A 16,884-nucleotide genomic window follows, 5' to 3' on the forward strand; every position below is an offset into this window, starting at 1 on the left:
AAGGAGGATACATGTTCAGGTGTTATCCTGACGAAATTTGAATCATTTGAGTAGTCTTAAAAGAAAAATGAAAGTTTTTGTTTGGTTTTAGTTTATTATTTCTATATTTGTGCATCAAACAACGAAAAATAATATGAAAAACGACCAAATGTACTTGCATCCTGAAGTGGAAACCTTGTCGAGAACGGACATTGAGAAACTTCAGTTGAAACGGTTGAAAGCAACCATCGACCGTTGTATGCATTCTCCGTTCTACAAGGAACGCTTTCAGCAATGCGGTATCAAACCGGAAGATATACAGTCACTGGAGGATTTACAGAAAATCCCTTTCACTACCAAACAGGATTTGCGCGACCATTATCCGTTCGGGCTTTCTGCCGTGCCTTTGGAAGAGGTAGTCCGTCTTCATTCTTCCAGTGGTACCACAGGAACTCCTACCGTGATTCTGCACACACAGCACGATTTGGAAGAATGGGCCAATGCCGTAGCGCGCTGTCTGTATATGGTGGGACTGCGTAAGGGAGATATTTTTCAGAATTCTTCCGGCTACGGTATGTTTACCGGAGGACTGGGCTTCCAGTATGGTGCCGAACGTCTAGGTATGCTGACTGTTCCGGCTGCTGCCGGCAATACCAAGCGGCAGATTAAGTTTATCACCGACTTTGGTACCACCGCTCTTCATGCCATCCCAAGTTATGCCGGCCGTTTGTATGAAGTGATGGAAGAGATGCACATTGACCCGCGTCGCGATACCCATCTGAAGACCTTGATTATCGGGGCCGAACCACACTCTGACGAACAGCGTCGCCGTATTGAACAGATGCTGGGCGTGAAAGCCTACAACTCTTTCGGTATGTCGGAAATGTGTGGCCCGGGGGTTGCTTTTGAATGCATGGAACAGAACGGACTCCACATTTGGGAGGATTATTATATCGTAGAAATTGTGGACCCTGTCACACTGGAACCAGTACCCGAAGGCGAAGTGGGCGAACTGGTGCTCACCACCATCAACCGTGAAGCAATGCCGCTGCTACGTTACCGTACGCGTGATCTGACCCGCATTCTTCCAGGCGATTGTCCTTGCGGACGCCATCACAAGCGTCTTGACCGAATGAAAGGCCGCAGTGACGACATGATGATTCTCAAGGGTGTCAATATCTTCCCGATTCAGATTGAGAACATCTTGCTGCAGTTCAAGGAACTGGGCAATGAGTACCTTATTACGCTGACCAACCTTGATGCGAACGATGAGATGACGGTGGAAGTAGAATTGAATGACTTTACCGATGACTACGGATTCCTTCAGAACCTGACTAAGGAAATTACCCGCCAGTTGAAAGACGAAATTCTGATTACCCCACGCGTGAAACTGGTACCTAAAGGAAGCCTGCCCGTACAGGAAGGAAAGGCCGTGCGCGTGAAAGATTTACGAAAAACATTGATTTAAAAATAAAAGAGTATGACCATACACCAATTATCTGTTTTTGTAGAAAACAAGTCGGGCACACTGCTTCAGGTGCTTGAACTACTGAAAGAAGCGCATATCCAGTTGATTGCTTCTACCATATCCGATACCGTAGAGTACGGTATTTACCGTATTATCTGTTCTGAACCATTGCGTGCCTACGAGGTACTGAAGGATGCAGGCATTTCAGCCAACGTATCCGAAGTGTTTGCCATCAGTCTGGATAATGAGCCGGGACGGGCTGCCGATGCCATCCGCAGTTTCAGCGAAACAGGCATAGGTATCTCCTACCTCTATTCCTTCTTGCTGGGAGGAAAAGGTATATTGGTGTTCCGTACCGACAACACGGAGAAAACGCGTGAAGTGATACTGGAAAAGAAACTTCAGTACATTGAAGAAGAAAATCTGATGAAGATGGCCTAACGGAAAGTCAGGCGGCGATTGCAAATGAAATTGACGGCACCGTAGACAAAGAGTCCGAGGAACTGTGCCAGGTATTCATTGCAGTGAAGAAGCTCCACGAGCATAAGAAGAAAAAGGAACTGCGCACTATAAGCCAGTGCGAAAGCACCAATAAAAAATAGCATCTGATGCCAGATGCTATTTTTTTTGTCATCTGTTTCAAGCGGAAAAATCCAGTATTTACACCAGATAAAGTTATGTATCTGTGCTACGATGTATGCGCATATATTGGCTATAATATAACTCTCGCCCTCGATGTGCATCAACAGCCATACCACGAAAGCTGCAATCAGGGCATTGAGCGTTCCTACTATTGCAAAGCGTATAATCCGTACCGATTCCTTCATCCGGTTACTTTCTTGTCTTTTTCCTTGAAACGTTATTAATTATTTTCCTTGAGATCAATTTTCAGATTCAGTTCATCCAACTGTTTCTGGTCGAGGAAGCCAGGAGCATCCAGCATCACGTCACGTCCGGAGTTGTTCTTCGGGAAGGCGATGCAGTCGCGGATAGAATCCAGACCGGCAAACAGAGATACCCAACGGTCAAGTCCGTATGCCAGACCACCGTGAGGAGGTGCACCAAACTTGAAGGCATTCATCAGGAAGCCGAACTGTTCCTGTGCTTTCTCTGGAGTGAATCCCAGGATCTCGAACATTTTAGCCTGCAATGCAGAGTCGTGGATACGGATAGAACCACCACCAACTTCCACACCGTTGATGACCATGTCGTATGCATCGGCACGTACAGCTGCGGGATCGGTATCCAGCAAAGGAATATCCTCGTCTTTCGGGTGAGTGAACGGATGGTGCATAGCCATCAAACGGCCTTCTTCTTCGCTCCATTCGAACATCGGGAAGTCTACTACCCACAGGCAAGCAAACTTGTTCTTGTCGCGCAAGCCCAGCTGGTTACCCATCTCCAGACGCAGTTCGCAAAGCTGCTTGCGGGTCTTCATGGCATCGTCACCACTCAGAATCAGAATCAAGTCACCCGGTTTAGCACCGAATGCTTCTTTCATCTTCTGCAGCACTTCCTGGCTGTAGAACTTGTCTACGCTTGACTTCACGGTACCGTCGGCTTCGATGCGGGCATATACCATACCTTTGGCACCAATCTGCGGACGTTTTACGAACTCTGTTAACTGATCCAGCTGCTTGCGAGTGTAGTGAGCTGCACCTTCTGCACAGATACCACCGATATAAGCTGCATTGTCAAATACTGAGAAACCATAGCCTTTCAGCACATCCATCAGTTCGACGAACTTCATGCCGAAACGCAAATCCGGTTTGTCACTTCCGTAATATTTCATGGCATCTGCCCACGGCATACGCAGGAACGGTTCTGTAAGTTCCACTCCGCGAAGTTCCTTGAACAAATGCTTGGCCATACCCTCAAAAGTATTGATGATGTCTTCCTGTTCTACGAAGCTCATTTCGCAGTCAATCTGTGTGAACTCAGGCTGACGGTCTGCACGAAGGTCTTCATCACGGAAACATTTTACAATCTGGAAATAACGGTCGAAGCCAGAAACCATCAGCAACTGCTTCAAAGTCTGCGGAGACTGAGGCAATGCGTAGAACTGTCCCGGATTCATACGTGAAGGAACCACGAAGTCGCGTGCACCTTCCGGAGTAGAACCAATCAGCATCGGAGTTTCCACTTCCAGGAAGCCTTTGCTATCCAGGTAACGGCGTACTTCCATCGTCATGCGGTGACGGAGTTCCAAATTCTTGCGTACAGCAGTACGGCGCAAGTCCAGATAACGGTATTTCATACGAAGGTCATCTCCCCCGTCCGTATTATCTTCAATGGTGAAAGGTGGTGTCTGGGCTGAATTCAGAATATTCAGTTCCGATACGATGATTTCAATTTCTCCCGTTGGGATATTGGCATTTTTGCTGGAACGTTCGCTCACAGTTCCTTTCACCTGAATCACGAATTCACGTCCCAGGTGGTTGGCACGCTCACAAAGTTCGGCGTTCACTTCTGTATTGAACACGAGCTGCGTAATACCATAGCGGTCGCGGAGGTCCACAAATGTCATTCCTCCCATCTTACGTGCACGCTGCACCCATCCGGCCAGTGTCACGTTCTTGCCTGCATCGGCGAGTCGTAACTCACCGCAAGTATGACTTCTAAACATATCTTTATTAAATGTTAGTTTTATCTAATTGACGGGCAAAGTTAGCATCTATTTTTCATTTATGCAATAAAAATCCCCCTTCAAAGGGCGAATAAGAATGAATAAAGAATGCATATTTCGGCAAATTCTTTGAATAAATAAAAGGACTATTCTAAAAAATATATACTTTTGCTTTACAATTACTCAAATTAAGACAAACATTATTCCAAATTTATGGCAAAAGAACATGTAAAATGCCTGATCATCGGATCAGGTCCTGCAGGATACACGGCCGCTATCTATACCAGCCGTGCCAATCTTTCTCCCGTGCTTTATGAAGGAATACAACCCGGCGGTCAGCTTACTATTACCACCGAAGTAGAAAACTTTCCCGGCTATCCGGATGGGGTAACCGGTCCGGTGCTGATGGACGACCTGAAAAGACAGGCTGAACGTTTCGGCGCCGATATTCGCAACGGCATTGTGACTAAAGCCGATCTGAGCAAGGCCCCTTATACTTTTGTAGTAGACGATGAAAAGGAAATCACCGCTGATACGGTTATTATCTCTACCGGTGCTACTGCTAAATATCTGGGACTGGAAGACGAAAAGAAATACGCGGGTATGGGTGTCAGTGCCTGTGCTACTTGCGACGGATTCTTCTACCGCAAGAAAACCGTAGCTGTAGTGGGCGGTGGCGATACTGCCTGCGAAGAAGCTGTATACCTGGCAGGACTGGCCAGCAAGGTATACCTTGTGGTACGCAAGCCGTTCCTTCGTGCTTCTAAAATCATGCAGGAACGTGTACTGAATCATCCGCACATTACCGTATTGTTTGAACACAATGCTGTAGGCTTGTTCGGCGATAACGGTGTGGAAGGTATGCATGTAGTGAAACGCATGGGTGAAGCCGACGAAGAACGCTACGATGTGGCTATTGACGGATTCTTCCTGGCTATCGGTCACAAGCCGAATTCCGATATCTTCAAGCCATGGGTGAAAACCGATGAAACCGGTTATATCATCACCGAAGGAAATACTCCGTGTACGGGTATTCCGGGCGTATTTGCTGCAGGCGATGTAGCTGACCCGCATTACCGTCAGGCTATTACAGCAGCCGGAAGCGGATGTAAGGCAGCCATTGAGGCAGAACGTTATTTGTCTGCTAACGGACTTCTATAATTTGAATTACTCACAACCTAAATAAAAATTACGATGAAAGTTTTTAAATTAAAAAGAACTTTTGCGGCGGTAATTTTAGTGGGAGGTGCCATGACCGCATTCGCCCAGCAGATGCCGCCCATTCCGACCGATCCCAACGTGCGTATCGGTAAGTTAGAAAACGGATTGACTTACTACATCCGTCACAATGAGTTGCCCGACAACCAGGCCGACTTCTACATTGCACAGAAAGTGGGTTCTATCCTGGAAGAAGACAACCAGCGTGGTCTGGCACACTTCCTGGAGCACATGTGTTTCAACGGGACCACTCACTTCCCCGACAACCTGCTTCGTGAATACCTCGAAACCATCGGTGTGAAGTTTGGAGCTAACCTGAACGCTTATACTTCAGTAGATGAAACCGTGTACAATATTTCTAACGTACCGGTTATCCGTGACGGAATCGTAGACTCTTGTCTGTTGATTTTGCACGACTGGGCCAACGACCTGACGCTTGCTCCGAAAGAAATCGACAAGGAGCGTGGAGTTATTCACGAAGAGTGGCGTACACGCACAGGAGCCATGATGCGTATGTATGAAAAGGTATTCCCTGCCATGTATAAAGACAGCAAGTATGCCTACCGTCTGCCTATCGGAACAATGGAAGTGGTAGACAACTTTCCCTATCAGGCATTGAGAGACTATTATGAAAAATGGTACCGTCCAGACCAGCAGGGTATCGTGGTAGTGGGCGACATCAATGTGGACAGCATTGAAGCAAAAATCAAGAAGCTGTTCTCTCCGATTGAAATGCCGGCCAACGCTGCAGAACGTAAATACTTCCCTGTGCCCGACAATGATGAACCTATCATTACCGTGGCAAAAGACAAGGAACAGCAGGTGCCCATCGTATATCTGTTCCACAAACACGATGTAGTGCCTAACGACCAGAAGAACAACATGGGTTATTTGGTTATGAACTACATGGTTTCTTCTATCGAAAGCATGCTTAACAGCCGTTTGAACGAGCTGACCCAGCAGGCTAACCCGCCGTTCATTGAAGCAGGTGTACAGGATGGAGATTACCTGGTAGCTAAGACAAAAGGAGCATTTGCGGCCTTTGCTGCAGCCAAGGAAGACGGCATCATCCTGACCACAGAAACATTGATGCGCGAAATTGAACGCGTGCGTCAGTTTGGTTTCACAGCCAGCGAATATGCCCGTGCGAAAGCTGATTACCTGCGCGGACTGGAATCTGCTTACAATGAACGTAACAAGCAGCGTAATGCAAGCTATGTAAATGAATACGTTCGTCATTTCATTGACAATGAACCGATTCCGGGTATTGAAAATGAGTATGCCATCATGAATCAGATTGTACCGAACATTCCGGTAGAAGCTGTCAATCAGGTAATGAAGCAGCTCATTACAGAGAAAAACATCGTGTTGAGCGTATTCTGTCCGGAGAAAGACGGTATGAAATACCCGACTGAAGCTGAACTGAAAGCCGTAATCGACAAGGTGAAAGCTGAAAAGCTGACAGCTTATGTAGACAAGGTATCCGATGAACCGCTGATGAAGGAAAAACCACAGGCTGGAAAGGTAGTGAAAACAGAACAGGGTGTGTTCGGTTCTACTATCCTGACACTGAGCAACGGTGTGCGTGTCATTCTGAAACCGACAGATTTCAAGGCCGACGAAGTACGCATGCAGGCCTTCAGTCCGGGTGGAACTTCTTTGTTCAACGATAAAGATGTATTGCAGTTCGCTCTGATCAGCCAGATTGCTTCATTGGGTGGACTGGGCAACTTCAATTCTGTAGACCTGGATAAAGTATTGGCCGGAAAGATGGCATCAGCCAGCGCAATGGTCAACACCTATTCAGAAGGATTGTCAGGAAGCTGCTCTCCGAAAGACTTGGAAACCATGCTGCAGCTGACTTACCTGCGCTTCACTGCACCGCGTATGGACCAGGAAGCCTTCACTTCTTTCATCACACGTAACAAGGCTGCTCTGGCTAATCAGGAAGCTAACCCGATGACTGCATTCAGCGATTCTATCAACGTAGCACTTTACAACCGTCATCCGCGTGCGTTGTCTATGAAAGCCGACATGCTCGACAAGATTGACTACAACAAAGTAATGGAACTCTACAAGAACCGTTTTGCGGATGCCAGCGACTTTACCTTCATTCTGGTAGGTAACGTAGATGCAAAAACAGCTACTCCGCTTATCGAGCAGTACCTGGGTGCACTGCCAGCTACCAAGCGAAACGAAAAATTCCGCGATACAGGTATGGCCATCCGCAAAGGACACTTCGAAAATAACTTCGTGAAGGAACTGGAAACTCCGAAGGCTACTGTACTGATGGTTTACTCTGGCGATTGCAAATATGATTTGAAGAACAACCTGCAGATGAGCATGCTTGGTCAGTTGCTGAACATGGTTTACCTGCGTACCGTACGTGAAGATGCCGGTGGTACATACGGTGTAAGCTGTAACGGAAGTCTGAGCAAATATCCGACAGAGAAAGGTGCCTTCCAGGTATACTTCGATACTGACCCGAACCGTCGTGAAGAAATGGTGAAACTGATTAACGAAGGTATTCAGGAATTCATCGAAAAAGGTCCGGTTAGCGAAGACCTGAGCAAGGTGAAGGAATACATGCTGAAGACTTACAAGCAGAACCAGAAAGAAAACGGTTACTGGATGAATATCCTGAACACGTACTACTGGGAAAATCTGGATATGAATACCGGATACGAAGCCACAGTAAATGCTATCAGCGGTGACGACCTGAAAGCCTTTGCCAAGACCTTCTTCGGACAGAAGAACGAAGTGGAAGTCAGCATGAGTTCTCCGGTACAGAAATAATGAAACCGTGAAATTACTCCGATTATGTTATTGACCGAAATACGGAGGAATCAAAAACTTGCCGCAAAGCGGAACCCGATGTACGACAGGAACCGCTTTGCCAAGTTTCTGATTTATCTGTTTACTGCATTTTGGGCAGCGTACCTCATTCTGATTGGGGTTACGCTGCCCATTGCTTTTGAAGAAGGATTCCCCACAATGGAACCCTACGATATGCTCAATGCCTGTCTGCCAGGCTTCCTGTTCATTGATTTCCTGCTGCGCTTTCTTTTTCCTACTCCTGTGCAGCAAATCAAACCCTACCTGCTGCTGCCGATTAAAAAGCAACAGCTCATCAATGTCCTGCTCGTACAGGTGGGACTGAAAGCATTCAATCTCTTCTGGCTCTTTTTCTTCGTCCCCTTTGCCGCCATGACCGTGGTACGTTTCTATGGTGTAACCGGTGTGGTGTGTTATGCACTCGGAATCTGGCTTCTGATGGTAGCCAACGCCTATTGGAGTGTACTGGTGCGCACATTGCAGCGTCGCCACATAGTCTGGGTACTGCTTCCCGTGGGATGCTATGTCCTGCTGGCAGTGGGAGGATTTTTCTATTCATACGTCAGCGATTTCTCCATGGCGTTAGGTGAGGCTCTCATTCAGGGGCGAATATTGGCCTATCTGGGAATACTGGTCGTCATAGCCCTGCTGGCTTTTTTGAACAGCCGTGTACAGATGGCTTGCATTTACAGTGAACTGAACCGCCGGGAAAAAATGCCGCAGGTAAAACATGCCGGACGCTACCGTTTCCTGAACCACTTCGGACTGACAGGCGAATACATGAAACTGGAACTGAAGATGATATTCCGCAACAAGGCTCCCAAAAAGAACTTCCAGATGATGACCGTGATCATCGTATCGTTTGCACTGAGTCTGCTGGGGTTCAGCCATGCCGGTGAGGAAGAATTTTTCAGTCTTCATCTGTATGTGGTGTATTGCTTCACGGGATACGCCATCAGCATCTTGTCGCGCATCATGGCCTATGAAGGTAATTACCTCGACGGATTGCTTATGCACCGTGGTTCCCTGCTCTATCTGTTCCGGGGCAAATACTATGTGTATTGCCTGCTGCTGGTCATTCCACTAATGTGCATGCTGCCTGCCCTTATTTTGGGAAGTATCTCCGTCCTGCTGGTCTTCAGCCAGCTGGTCTACACGGCCGGCGTTACTTTTCCAGTGATTATGCTGTTGGCCCTTATGAACCGAAAGACCGCCCCGCTGGACGCTTCCCTCATGGGAAAAGGCCAGTGGAACTCTCCCTATCAGGCCTTGAGCGTAGCTTTTGCCTTTTTTGCGCCGATAGCCATCTGTCGCATATTGTTCATTTGGATGGAGCCTTCCACAGCCTATCTGGTTTGTACCCTGCTGGGTGTGCCGGGCATCGTGCTTCATCCCCTTTGGTGCAAGCTGCTCTACCGGAAAGTATTTCAGAAACGGCATTCGCTCATGGAAGACCTTCGCGAAACGAGGTGATTTTTTATCTGTAACCAATCAATGAATTTTTATGGAAATCAAGATACATAACCTGAAAAAGACCTATGGCAGCAAGACGGCTGTCGATATTCCCGACTACACCCTACAGGGGCCTGAAATCCTGGGGTTGATGGGCAATAACGGGGCTGGGAAAACCACTCTGTTCCGCCTGATGCTCGACCTGTTGAAAGCCGACAGCGGAAATGTATGCCTAGACGGAACCGACGTGTCACAAAGTGAAGACTGGAAGTCGCATGTGGGAGCCTATATGGACGAGAGTTTTCTGATAGCTTACCTTACCCCCGAAGAATATTTCCACTTCTGCGGACGCATATACGGATTCGATGCAGCCACCCTTCATGAACGGATTTATCGCTATGAACGTTTTCTGGGCGATGAAATCCTGAAAGAAAAGAAATACATCCGCAACCTTTCGGCCGGAAACAAGCAGAAGACGGGTATTGTTACCGCCCTGCTGCACAATCCGGAACTCGTCATTCTGGACGAACCGTTCAACTTCCTCGACCCTACTTCACAATCGTTGCTCAAGCATCTCCTCAAGCACTATTGTGAAGAACAAAAGGCCACTATTCTTGTGTCCAGTCACAACTTGAGCCACACCGTCGACCTCAGTACCCGTATCGTACTGCTAGAACAGGGGCATCTGCTCCGCGACCTTGACAATACCGACGGGGCCGCCGGAGTAGAGTTGGAAAACTATTTCGAGGTAAAAGAATAAAATAAAAGAATCTTCAACAGGTTCTAAAATACCCTAAGTACCTATCCATGTAACGAGGATATTATGTACATTTGTTCAAAACAAACAACTATGTACAGATACCGCTTCACTCGTTTTTCAGTGTGCATGCTGTTCGCGGTGTGCACACTTTTGTTATCCTCGTGTGGCACACGTGCTCCGCGCGTGGACTACCGTGAACTGGCGCGTGCAGCTGTGCGACTGGAAATGGACATCGATGCCGACGACAATCATCGTCTCTACGTGGAAGTGGCCGACTGGATTGGCGTGCCCTACCGCCACGGAGGAACTACTCACCGGGGAACGGACTGTTCAGGCTTCACGTCTGCTGTCTATAAAAAAGTGTACCACAAGAAACTGCAACGCAATTCCGACGCCCAGCGTACGGAAGACTGCCGAAAAATATCCAAGCGCCAGCTAAAGGAAGGCGACTTGGTGTTCTTTCATAACGGACGGCGTAAACGCGTCGCCAATCACGTAGGCATTTATCTGAAAGACGGAAAATTCGTGCATGCCAGCACCAGTTCCGGCGTCATTGTCAGCCGGCTGGAAGAGCCTTACTATCGCAAGTGCTGGATGCAGGGAGGACGAGTAAAAGGACTATAAACACGCGCACGGCATGAACTACTCTTTACATTTAACATCCCGGCTGACTCTGATGCTATGTACAGTCGGTATCCTGCCCGCCATGAGCCAGCAGCAGGAAAAGGAACTGCAACTCAACATGGATGCAGTGAAAATGATTCAATTCGATTTCAATTCCCTGCCCAAGCAGGAAAACCAACCGCTGGAAGCCCCGCTGAACAAAAAATGGATGGACTTCAAGGTGGACCTGAAAGTGCCCCGCAGCCTGATTGATACCACCAAAGTATGGAAACCGGAAAGTTATGTCCGCATGGAACCTTACACCATTTGGACCCGTTTCGGAGAAGACCCGGTGTATGATGTACTGATGGCCGGACGGCCCAAGCAATGGGAAATCTCCTGGACACTCAATCCCAATCGCATATATGCAGACGAAGAATACGGACGCAGTATCAAGCCTTCTACCGGACGAATGTATGAAAGTGTGGGAGGCTCTGCAGGTGTAGGCATCGGTATCGGCGGACTCGATTTCATGGGTTTTATCTATGACAACATGACCCGTCGCGGGCGCATGCTGGCACACAACCGCAAGCATGCCAATGCCTGGAAAACCTATGCTGACTATCAGCCCACGGCAGCTGACAGCATGAAAGTGCCCAACTTCTACCGTCAGCTCCGTAAACAGCAAGCAGCCGACAGCACGCAGACATTGCTCACCTTTCAGCCGGCTTTTTCGGAAGCCCCTCTCCTGCCCATTTACGCCGTGCCTGATTCCGTAAAGAAACAAGCGGAGCCCCAGCCCGATACTGTAAAAGTGGAGAAAAAGAAAAACCCGCAACCAGCGCAGGCGGAGGATGCGGGAAACTTGTATGAATACATTCGCCAGAAAGCAGCCGAGGACTCCATCCGGCGAAAAGAATTCTTCCGAAAAGATAAAGTCAGAAACAACCAGTATGACGTGCAGCGTGAAATCCAGCGCCTACGCGAACAGCAGAACTGACAAGCGTCTTATCTCACTTCTTGAATACGAAATACACAGCCAGTATCAGGCAGAAAAATGCAGCCAGATGGTTCCATTTCAGCTCCATCTTGAACGCAATCATGGAGAAAATGGTAAACACGGCCAGCGTAATCACCTCCTGAATCACTTTCAGCTGCATGATGTCAAACGGTCCCCCACTGTCTCTGAACCCCAGACGGTTGGCCGGAACCTGCAGACAGTATTCAAAAAAAGCAATGGCCCAGCTGAACGCAATCACCCCAATCAGCGGCAGTGAAGCAAACCAGCTGAACTCTTCACGCATCTTCAAATGGCCATACCAGGCAAACGTCATGAAGATGTTCGAGAAAATCAGTAAAACAATCGAATAAATACCTTGTGATAGCATATCTTTTTCCTTATTTAAAAATCGGCTGCAAAGATACGTTTTTTAAATGAAAAAGACATGCTATCCTTGCGTCTTTACTCATTCAGTACGAAGGAATTTCCACACCAGTGCACTGAAAGCCGCTCCCACGAAAGGTGCCACGATAAATAGCCAAAGTTGTTCGATGGCTTGCCCGCCTTCCATCAGAGCCGGTCCGATGCTTCGTGCCGGGTTCACGGACGTGCCCGTAATCGGTATACACACGATGTGAATCAGTATCAGCGTAAGTCCGATGGCCAGTCCGGCCAGATTGCCAGCCCCTTTCTTTTCGTCCGTGGCAGCCAGCGCCACCAGCACAAAGATAAAGGTAAACACGGCTTCGGCCAGGAACGCCTGCCCCATAGCATCAGATGCAAAGCTGTTGGAGCCTGTAGCCGTCGGTCCTCCATGTGCACCGGTCGATACCAGCAGCGTGAGAATCAGTGAACCGATAATGGCGCCCACAACCTGAAACAGCATGTACATCAACGCCCGTTTCGTTTTCATGCCTCCCGACAGCCATACACCCAGTGTAATGGCCGGATTGATGTGGCAGCCGGAAATGTTTCCTATGGTATATGCCATGGCGATGACAGAAAGACCGAATGCCATGGCCACTCCGATGGTTCCTACACCGGCACCCACTGTGTCGGCCACTCCTCCTGCAAATACGGCGCTACCGCAGCCTAGCAGTACAAGAACCATAGTTCCGATTAGTTCAGCTACATACTTTTTCATAGGCATTACATTTAAAGTTCACGATGCCCTAATTTAGTATTTTTGCTGGAGAAAAGCAAGATTGCTAATGATTTATTAACTTAAAAATCAGACAGAAAGGAGTGTGCTGGAAAACTCAAGTACGTTTCAGGGAAAACGTAAGGCCGTTTGAGTCCAAACGTACTTGCGTTTGAAGTAAAACTCTTTGACGTTTTGAGTCAAACGCACTTACGTTTTTTACGCCTTTGGTTCGTAGGTACAATACACCAGGTAACTTCCTTTCGCTGTAATGTGGAAACTGCAGTGTTCCACTTCATTAAGCGTACCTTGCCATAAAGAGTGAAAATCATAAATAGGATATTTTAATCCTTCGCTTCGAAGTTGTATTGCCCCAAAATTAAAGACAGATACCTGCTGTCTGGGGAATCCGGCAAATACCTTATCACCTGTGGCAGGAATGAAGAAACCATAGTCGGTCAGCATCACCACTTCCGCCCCCATCTGCTGATATTCCATAAGCAGACTGATATTTCCCAGTGTATGGTCCTCCCGTTTGCCCGTAGCCCCTACGAGGACAATTCGCTTTATCCCTTGCGATAGCAGAAACATCACCGCCTTAGTCTGGTCGTTGGTCTCCTGGTCCGGAATGCGATGAATCCGGTCGTGAAAACGAATCCGGTTCTCTTCCGAAAGTGAATCACCGTCGCCCACAATCCAGTCGGGCACACGTCCGCTGTCGGCCAGCGCATTCGCTGCCCCGTCGCAACACACCACACAAGGTGCCTGATCGAGCACAGCCAATGGGAACGGATGTGAAGGGAAGTCTCCGTTTCCTACTATCACCGCTTCAGGAACAAACGGCAAAGTCAGTCGCTCATTTTCATTCTTTATGTCATTCATAGTTTTTACTCTTTATTAGTTTGGTTATATGCCTGTTCCGTCATCAGATTCAGCCACTTTCTCCATCCGAAAAAGGCCACTACCGCATAAAGCCCGTACAGTGCCGAAGTGAAATACAGCCCCTTGTAGATGTACAGTCCGCAGCACACCCAGTCCACAATCATCCAGGCTCCCCACTGTTCCACATATTTGCGGGCCAGCATCCACATGGCTATGATGCTCAGTGCCGTAGTGAAACTGTCCGTCCAGGGCACACTGCTGTCTGTCCATGTAATCAATATCCAGGCAATAACCACCCAGCACAGAATAAACACGGCTGTCAAGGGGAAATATACCTTGCGCGGCATGCGTGTAATGGGTGTTTCTTCTTCAGCCTGCTGTATGTTCTTCTTTTTCCTTCCTCTGCTCCAGGCTATCCAGCCATACACCGAAGCCAGCAGGTAATACACGTTGATTCCAAAATCGGCATACAGTCCGGCCTGATAATACACCACCAGATAGACGGCAGGCATCACAATACAGGCAAGCCACAGGTAAATGCTGGCACGGTACTCCAGCCATAAATAGACTAACCCTACGAGGGTTCCAAACACTTCCAGGTAATTCATGGTGCAAAGATAGTATAAGCCGAGTGCAGCGGCAAATAGAAAGAATTGTTTTCTGATTTTGACTATGCGAAGACGCAACCTAGCCAACGATAGTAGAAAGCGAGTAAATGGTTGTTTAGAAGAGTTTTTTCTTGTGCAGAGTAATATTTTTGTATCTTTGAAATTGATTGAACATTTTTGTTCAGTGGATTGAACATTTTGTGGAATAAGATTGAACATTGGGAAAAAATAAAATATTCAATCTTATTTGATAGTTGTTCTACAAGTAATGTGACAGGTGTATCCGTAAAAAAGGAAATCAACCATGAATGAGCAGCCTAACAATGGAAATATAATTCTCTACCAGACAGAGGATGGCAAATCAAGAATAGAAGTAACGCTATGCAATGATACAGTGTGGCTTACTACCGACCAGATGGCAGAATTGTTTCAGAGAAACAAATCGACTATTTCAAGACATATAAAGAATGTATTCGAGGATGGAGAATTGAATCCGGATTCAGTTGTTGCATTTTTTGCAACAACTGCCGCTGACAATAAAAAATATCAGGTGGCATATTATAACCTTGACATGATAATCAGTGTAGGTTATCGTGTCAAGTCGCATCGTGGCGTACAGTTCAGAATTTGGGCTACACAAGTTCTGCGTGAATATCTTGTAAAAGGATTTGCCATGAACGATGATTTGCTGAAAAGTGCTGGCGGAGGAAACTATTTCGACGAGCTACTCAGTCGTATCCGTGACATCCGTTCTTCGGAAAAGGTTTTCTATCGCAAAATACTTGAAATATACGCCTTAAGCATTGATTATGACCCGCGCACTGAAGCTACCATGCAGTTCTTCAAGACTGTACAAAACAAAATGCATTTCTCTGTACATGGTCATACCGCTGCCGAAATTATATACGAGCGTGCTAACGCTGAAAAAGATTTTATGGGATTGACTTCATGGACGGGATCATTGCCCAAACGTACGGATGCAGAAATAGCGAAGAACTATCTTTCTTCTGATGAGTTGGATACGCTCAACAGAATCGTCAGTCTATACTTGGATTTTGCCGAACTTCAGGCTAAATCGCACAAGCCCATGTATATGAAGGACTGGATTCAAAAGCTGGACGATTTTCTAAAGCTTTCTGGAAAAGAGCTGTTAAGCCATGCTGGAAAAATTTCTGCTGAGTTGGCAAAGCAGAAAGCAGATACGGAATACGATAAGTTCAAGGAAAGAACTACTTATAGTCTTTCGCCTGTAGAGATTCATTTCTTAGAGAATTTTGAAAAGGAACAGAAAAAGCTGAAAAACAGATAGGTTATCATTTCCTAAAGGCTATTTTTATAGCGAATATTATGCAATACCTGAAAACACTTTCCACAATTCGGGTATAAACATCTGTAAATGGTATACATTCTCCCCATATTAATCGGTTAACTTTGCCATTGAAAAAGAAGACAAACCAATAACTCATACCATTATGAAAATACAAATGGTCCTTGCGCTTGCCGCATGGGTAATAAACAGTACAACTATTATGGCACAGGAAACGATTAAACAGACAGCTGGACGCGATCAGCTGGGAGATTTTGCTCCTAAATTCGCGGAACTTAATGATGATGTACTTTTCGGTGAGGTGTGGAGCCGTACCGACAAACTCGGTCTGCGCGACCGGAGTCTGGTCACCATCACTTCACTTATCAGTCAGGGTATTACCGACAGTTCACTGACTTATCACTTGCAGACTGCCAAGCAGAACGGCATCACCCGTACGGAAATCTCGGAAATCATTACGCACATTGCCTTTTATGCCGGATGGCCGAAAGCATGGGCCGCTTTCCGTCAGGCCAAGGAAGTTTGGGCGGAAGATATAACCGGAGAAGAGGCAAAGGCAGCTTTCCAGCGCGAAATGATTTTCCCAATTGGAGAACCGAATACAGCATTTGCACAATACTTTATCGGTCAGAGTTACCTGGCTCCGGTTTCGAAGGAACAGGTGCCGGTATTCAATGTGACCTTTGAACCAGGATGCCGCAATAACTGGCATATTCACCGGGCGACTAAAGGCGGCGGACAGATGCTTATCGGAGTGGCTGGCCGTGGCTGGTATCAGGAAGAAGGCAAACCTGCCGTACAGATTCTGCCGGGCACGGTGATTCATATTCCTGCCGGTGTGAAGCACTGGCACGGGGCAGCAGCCGACAGCTGGTTTGCACACCTGGCATTCGAAGTGGAAGGAGAAAACACTTCGAACGAATGGCTGGAACCTGTTTCAGACGAAGAATATAGTAAACTGCAATAATCTATCCAGCGTCATCGG

General features: G+C 47.3%; 16 protein-coding genes. 10 read left to right on the plus strand and 6 right to left on the minus strand.

Features of this window, described 5'->3' with window-relative positions:
* Nucleotides 1-148: 148 nt before the first annotated feature.
* Nucleotides 149-1,447: a phenylacetate--CoA ligase family protein gene (locus BACPLE_RS02110; protein WP_081458097.1), complete on the plus strand. Its 1,299-nt coding sequence runs from the start codon at nt 149-151 to the stop codon at nt 1,445-1,447.
* 12 nt (nt 1,448-1,459) lie between these two features.
* Complete coding sequence (locus BACPLE_RS02115) at nt 1,460-1,888, plus strand: amino acid-binding protein (protein WP_007558483.1); 429 nt, start codon at nt 1,460-1,462, stop codon at nt 1,886-1,888.
* On the opposite strand, the gene BACPLE_RS02120 is transcribed toward BACPLE_RS02115, so the two are convergent.
* Nucleotides 1,885-2,274: a GtrA family protein gene (locus BACPLE_RS02120; RefSeq protein WP_007558484.1), complete on the minus strand. Its 390-nt coding sequence runs from the start codon at nt 2,272-2,274 to the stop codon at nt 1,885-1,887. The genes BACPLE_RS02115 and BACPLE_RS02120 overlap by 4 nt on opposite strands.
* 35 nt (nt 2,275-2,309) lie before the next feature.
* Entirely contained in the window at nt 2,310-4,073 is a 1,764-nt protein-coding gene (gene aspS, locus BACPLE_RS02125; protein ID WP_007558485.1) for an aspartate--tRNA ligase, read from the minus strand.
* A gap of 213 nt (nt 4,074-4,286) precedes the next feature.
* On the opposite strand from aspS, the gene trxB reads away from it, so the two are divergent.
* The 6 genes from trxB to BACPLE_RS02155 all read left to right on the plus strand — a co-directional run bounded on the left by trxB (nt 4,287) and on the right by BACPLE_RS02155 (nt 11,941).
* A complete protein-coding gene (gene trxB, locus BACPLE_RS02130) occupies nt 4,287-5,234 on the plus strand; it encodes a thioredoxin-disulfide reductase (RefSeq protein WP_007558486.1) in 948 nt (315 codons plus the stop codon).
* A 33-nt stretch (nt 5,235-5,267) separates the two neighbouring features.
* Complete coding sequence (locus tag BACPLE_RS02135; protein WP_007558487.1) at nt 5,268-8,087, plus strand: M16 family metallopeptidase; 2,820 nt, start codon at nt 5,268-5,270, stop codon at nt 8,085-8,087.
* 24 nt (nt 8,088-8,111) lie between these two features.
* Nucleotides 8,112-9,599 (plus strand): DUF5687 family protein, encoded by a 1,488-nt coding sequence (locus BACPLE_RS02140; protein WP_007558488.1) that lies wholly within the window; start codon nt 8,112-8,114, stop codon nt 9,597-9,599.
* A 31-nt stretch (nt 9,600-9,630) separates the two neighbouring features.
* A complete protein-coding gene (locus BACPLE_RS02145) occupies nt 9,631-10,338 on the plus strand; it encodes an ABC transporter ATP-binding protein (RefSeq protein WP_007558490.1) in 708 nt (235 codons plus the stop codon).
* 90 nt (nt 10,339-10,428) lie between these two features.
* Nucleotides 10,429-10,962 (plus strand): C40 family peptidase, encoded by a 534-nt coding sequence (locus BACPLE_RS02150; protein WP_040312330.1) that lies wholly within the window; start codon nt 10,429-10,431, stop codon nt 10,960-10,962.
* Nucleotides 10,963-10,975: 13 nt separating this feature from the next.
* Nucleotides 10,976-11,941 (plus strand): DUF4858 domain-containing protein, encoded by a 966-nt coding sequence (locus tag BACPLE_RS02155; protein WP_148374628.1) that lies wholly within the window; start codon nt 10,976-10,978, stop codon nt 11,939-11,941.
* Between the two features lie 13 nt (nt 11,942-11,954).
* Here the strand turns inward: BACPLE_RS02155 and BACPLE_RS02160 are convergent, their stop codons facing one another.
* The 4 genes from BACPLE_RS02160 to pnuC form a co-directional block, all read right to left on the minus strand.
* Complete coding sequence (locus tag BACPLE_RS02160) at nt 11,955-12,329, minus strand: DMT family protein (protein WP_007558495.1); 375 nt, start codon at nt 12,327-12,329, stop codon at nt 11,955-11,957.
* A gap of 78 nt (nt 12,330-12,407) precedes the next feature.
* A complete protein-coding gene (locus tag BACPLE_RS02165) occupies nt 12,408-13,085 on the minus strand; it encodes an MIP family channel protein (RefSeq protein WP_040312373.1) in 678 nt (225 codons plus the stop codon).
* Between the two features lie 216 nt (nt 13,086-13,301).
* Nucleotides 13,302-13,964, minus strand: a complete 663-nt coding sequence (locus BACPLE_RS02170; RefSeq protein WP_007558498.1) for a thiamine diphosphokinase — start codon at nt 13,962-13,964, stop codon at nt 13,302-13,304.
* Nucleotides 13,965-13,969: 5 nt separating this feature from the next.
* Entirely contained in the window at nt 13,970-14,572 is a 603-nt protein-coding gene (gene pnuC / locus BACPLE_RS02175; protein WP_040312331.1) for a nicotinamide riboside transporter PnuC, read from the minus strand.
* 304 nt (nt 14,573-14,876) lie between these two features.
* Between pnuC and BACPLE_RS02180 the strand changes: the two genes are divergently transcribed.
* On the plus strand, nt 14,877-15,881 hold the full coding sequence (locus BACPLE_RS02180; protein WP_007558503.1) for a virulence RhuM family protein: 1,005 nt from the start codon (nt 14,877-14,879) through the stop codon (nt 15,879-15,881).
* A 163-nt stretch (nt 15,882-16,044) separates the two neighbouring features.
* Nucleotides 16,045-16,866, plus strand: a complete 822-nt coding sequence (locus tag BACPLE_RS02185) for a carboxymuconolactone decarboxylase family protein (RefSeq protein ID WP_007558505.1) — start codon at nt 16,045-16,047, stop codon at nt 16,864-16,866.
* Nucleotides 16,867-16,884 lie beyond the last annotated feature (18 nt).

It is taken from the genome of Phocaeicola plebeius DSM 17135, assembly GCF_000187895.1.
GTDB lineage: Bacteria > Bacteroidota > Bacteroidia > Bacteroidales > Bacteroidaceae > Phocaeicola > Phocaeicola plebeius.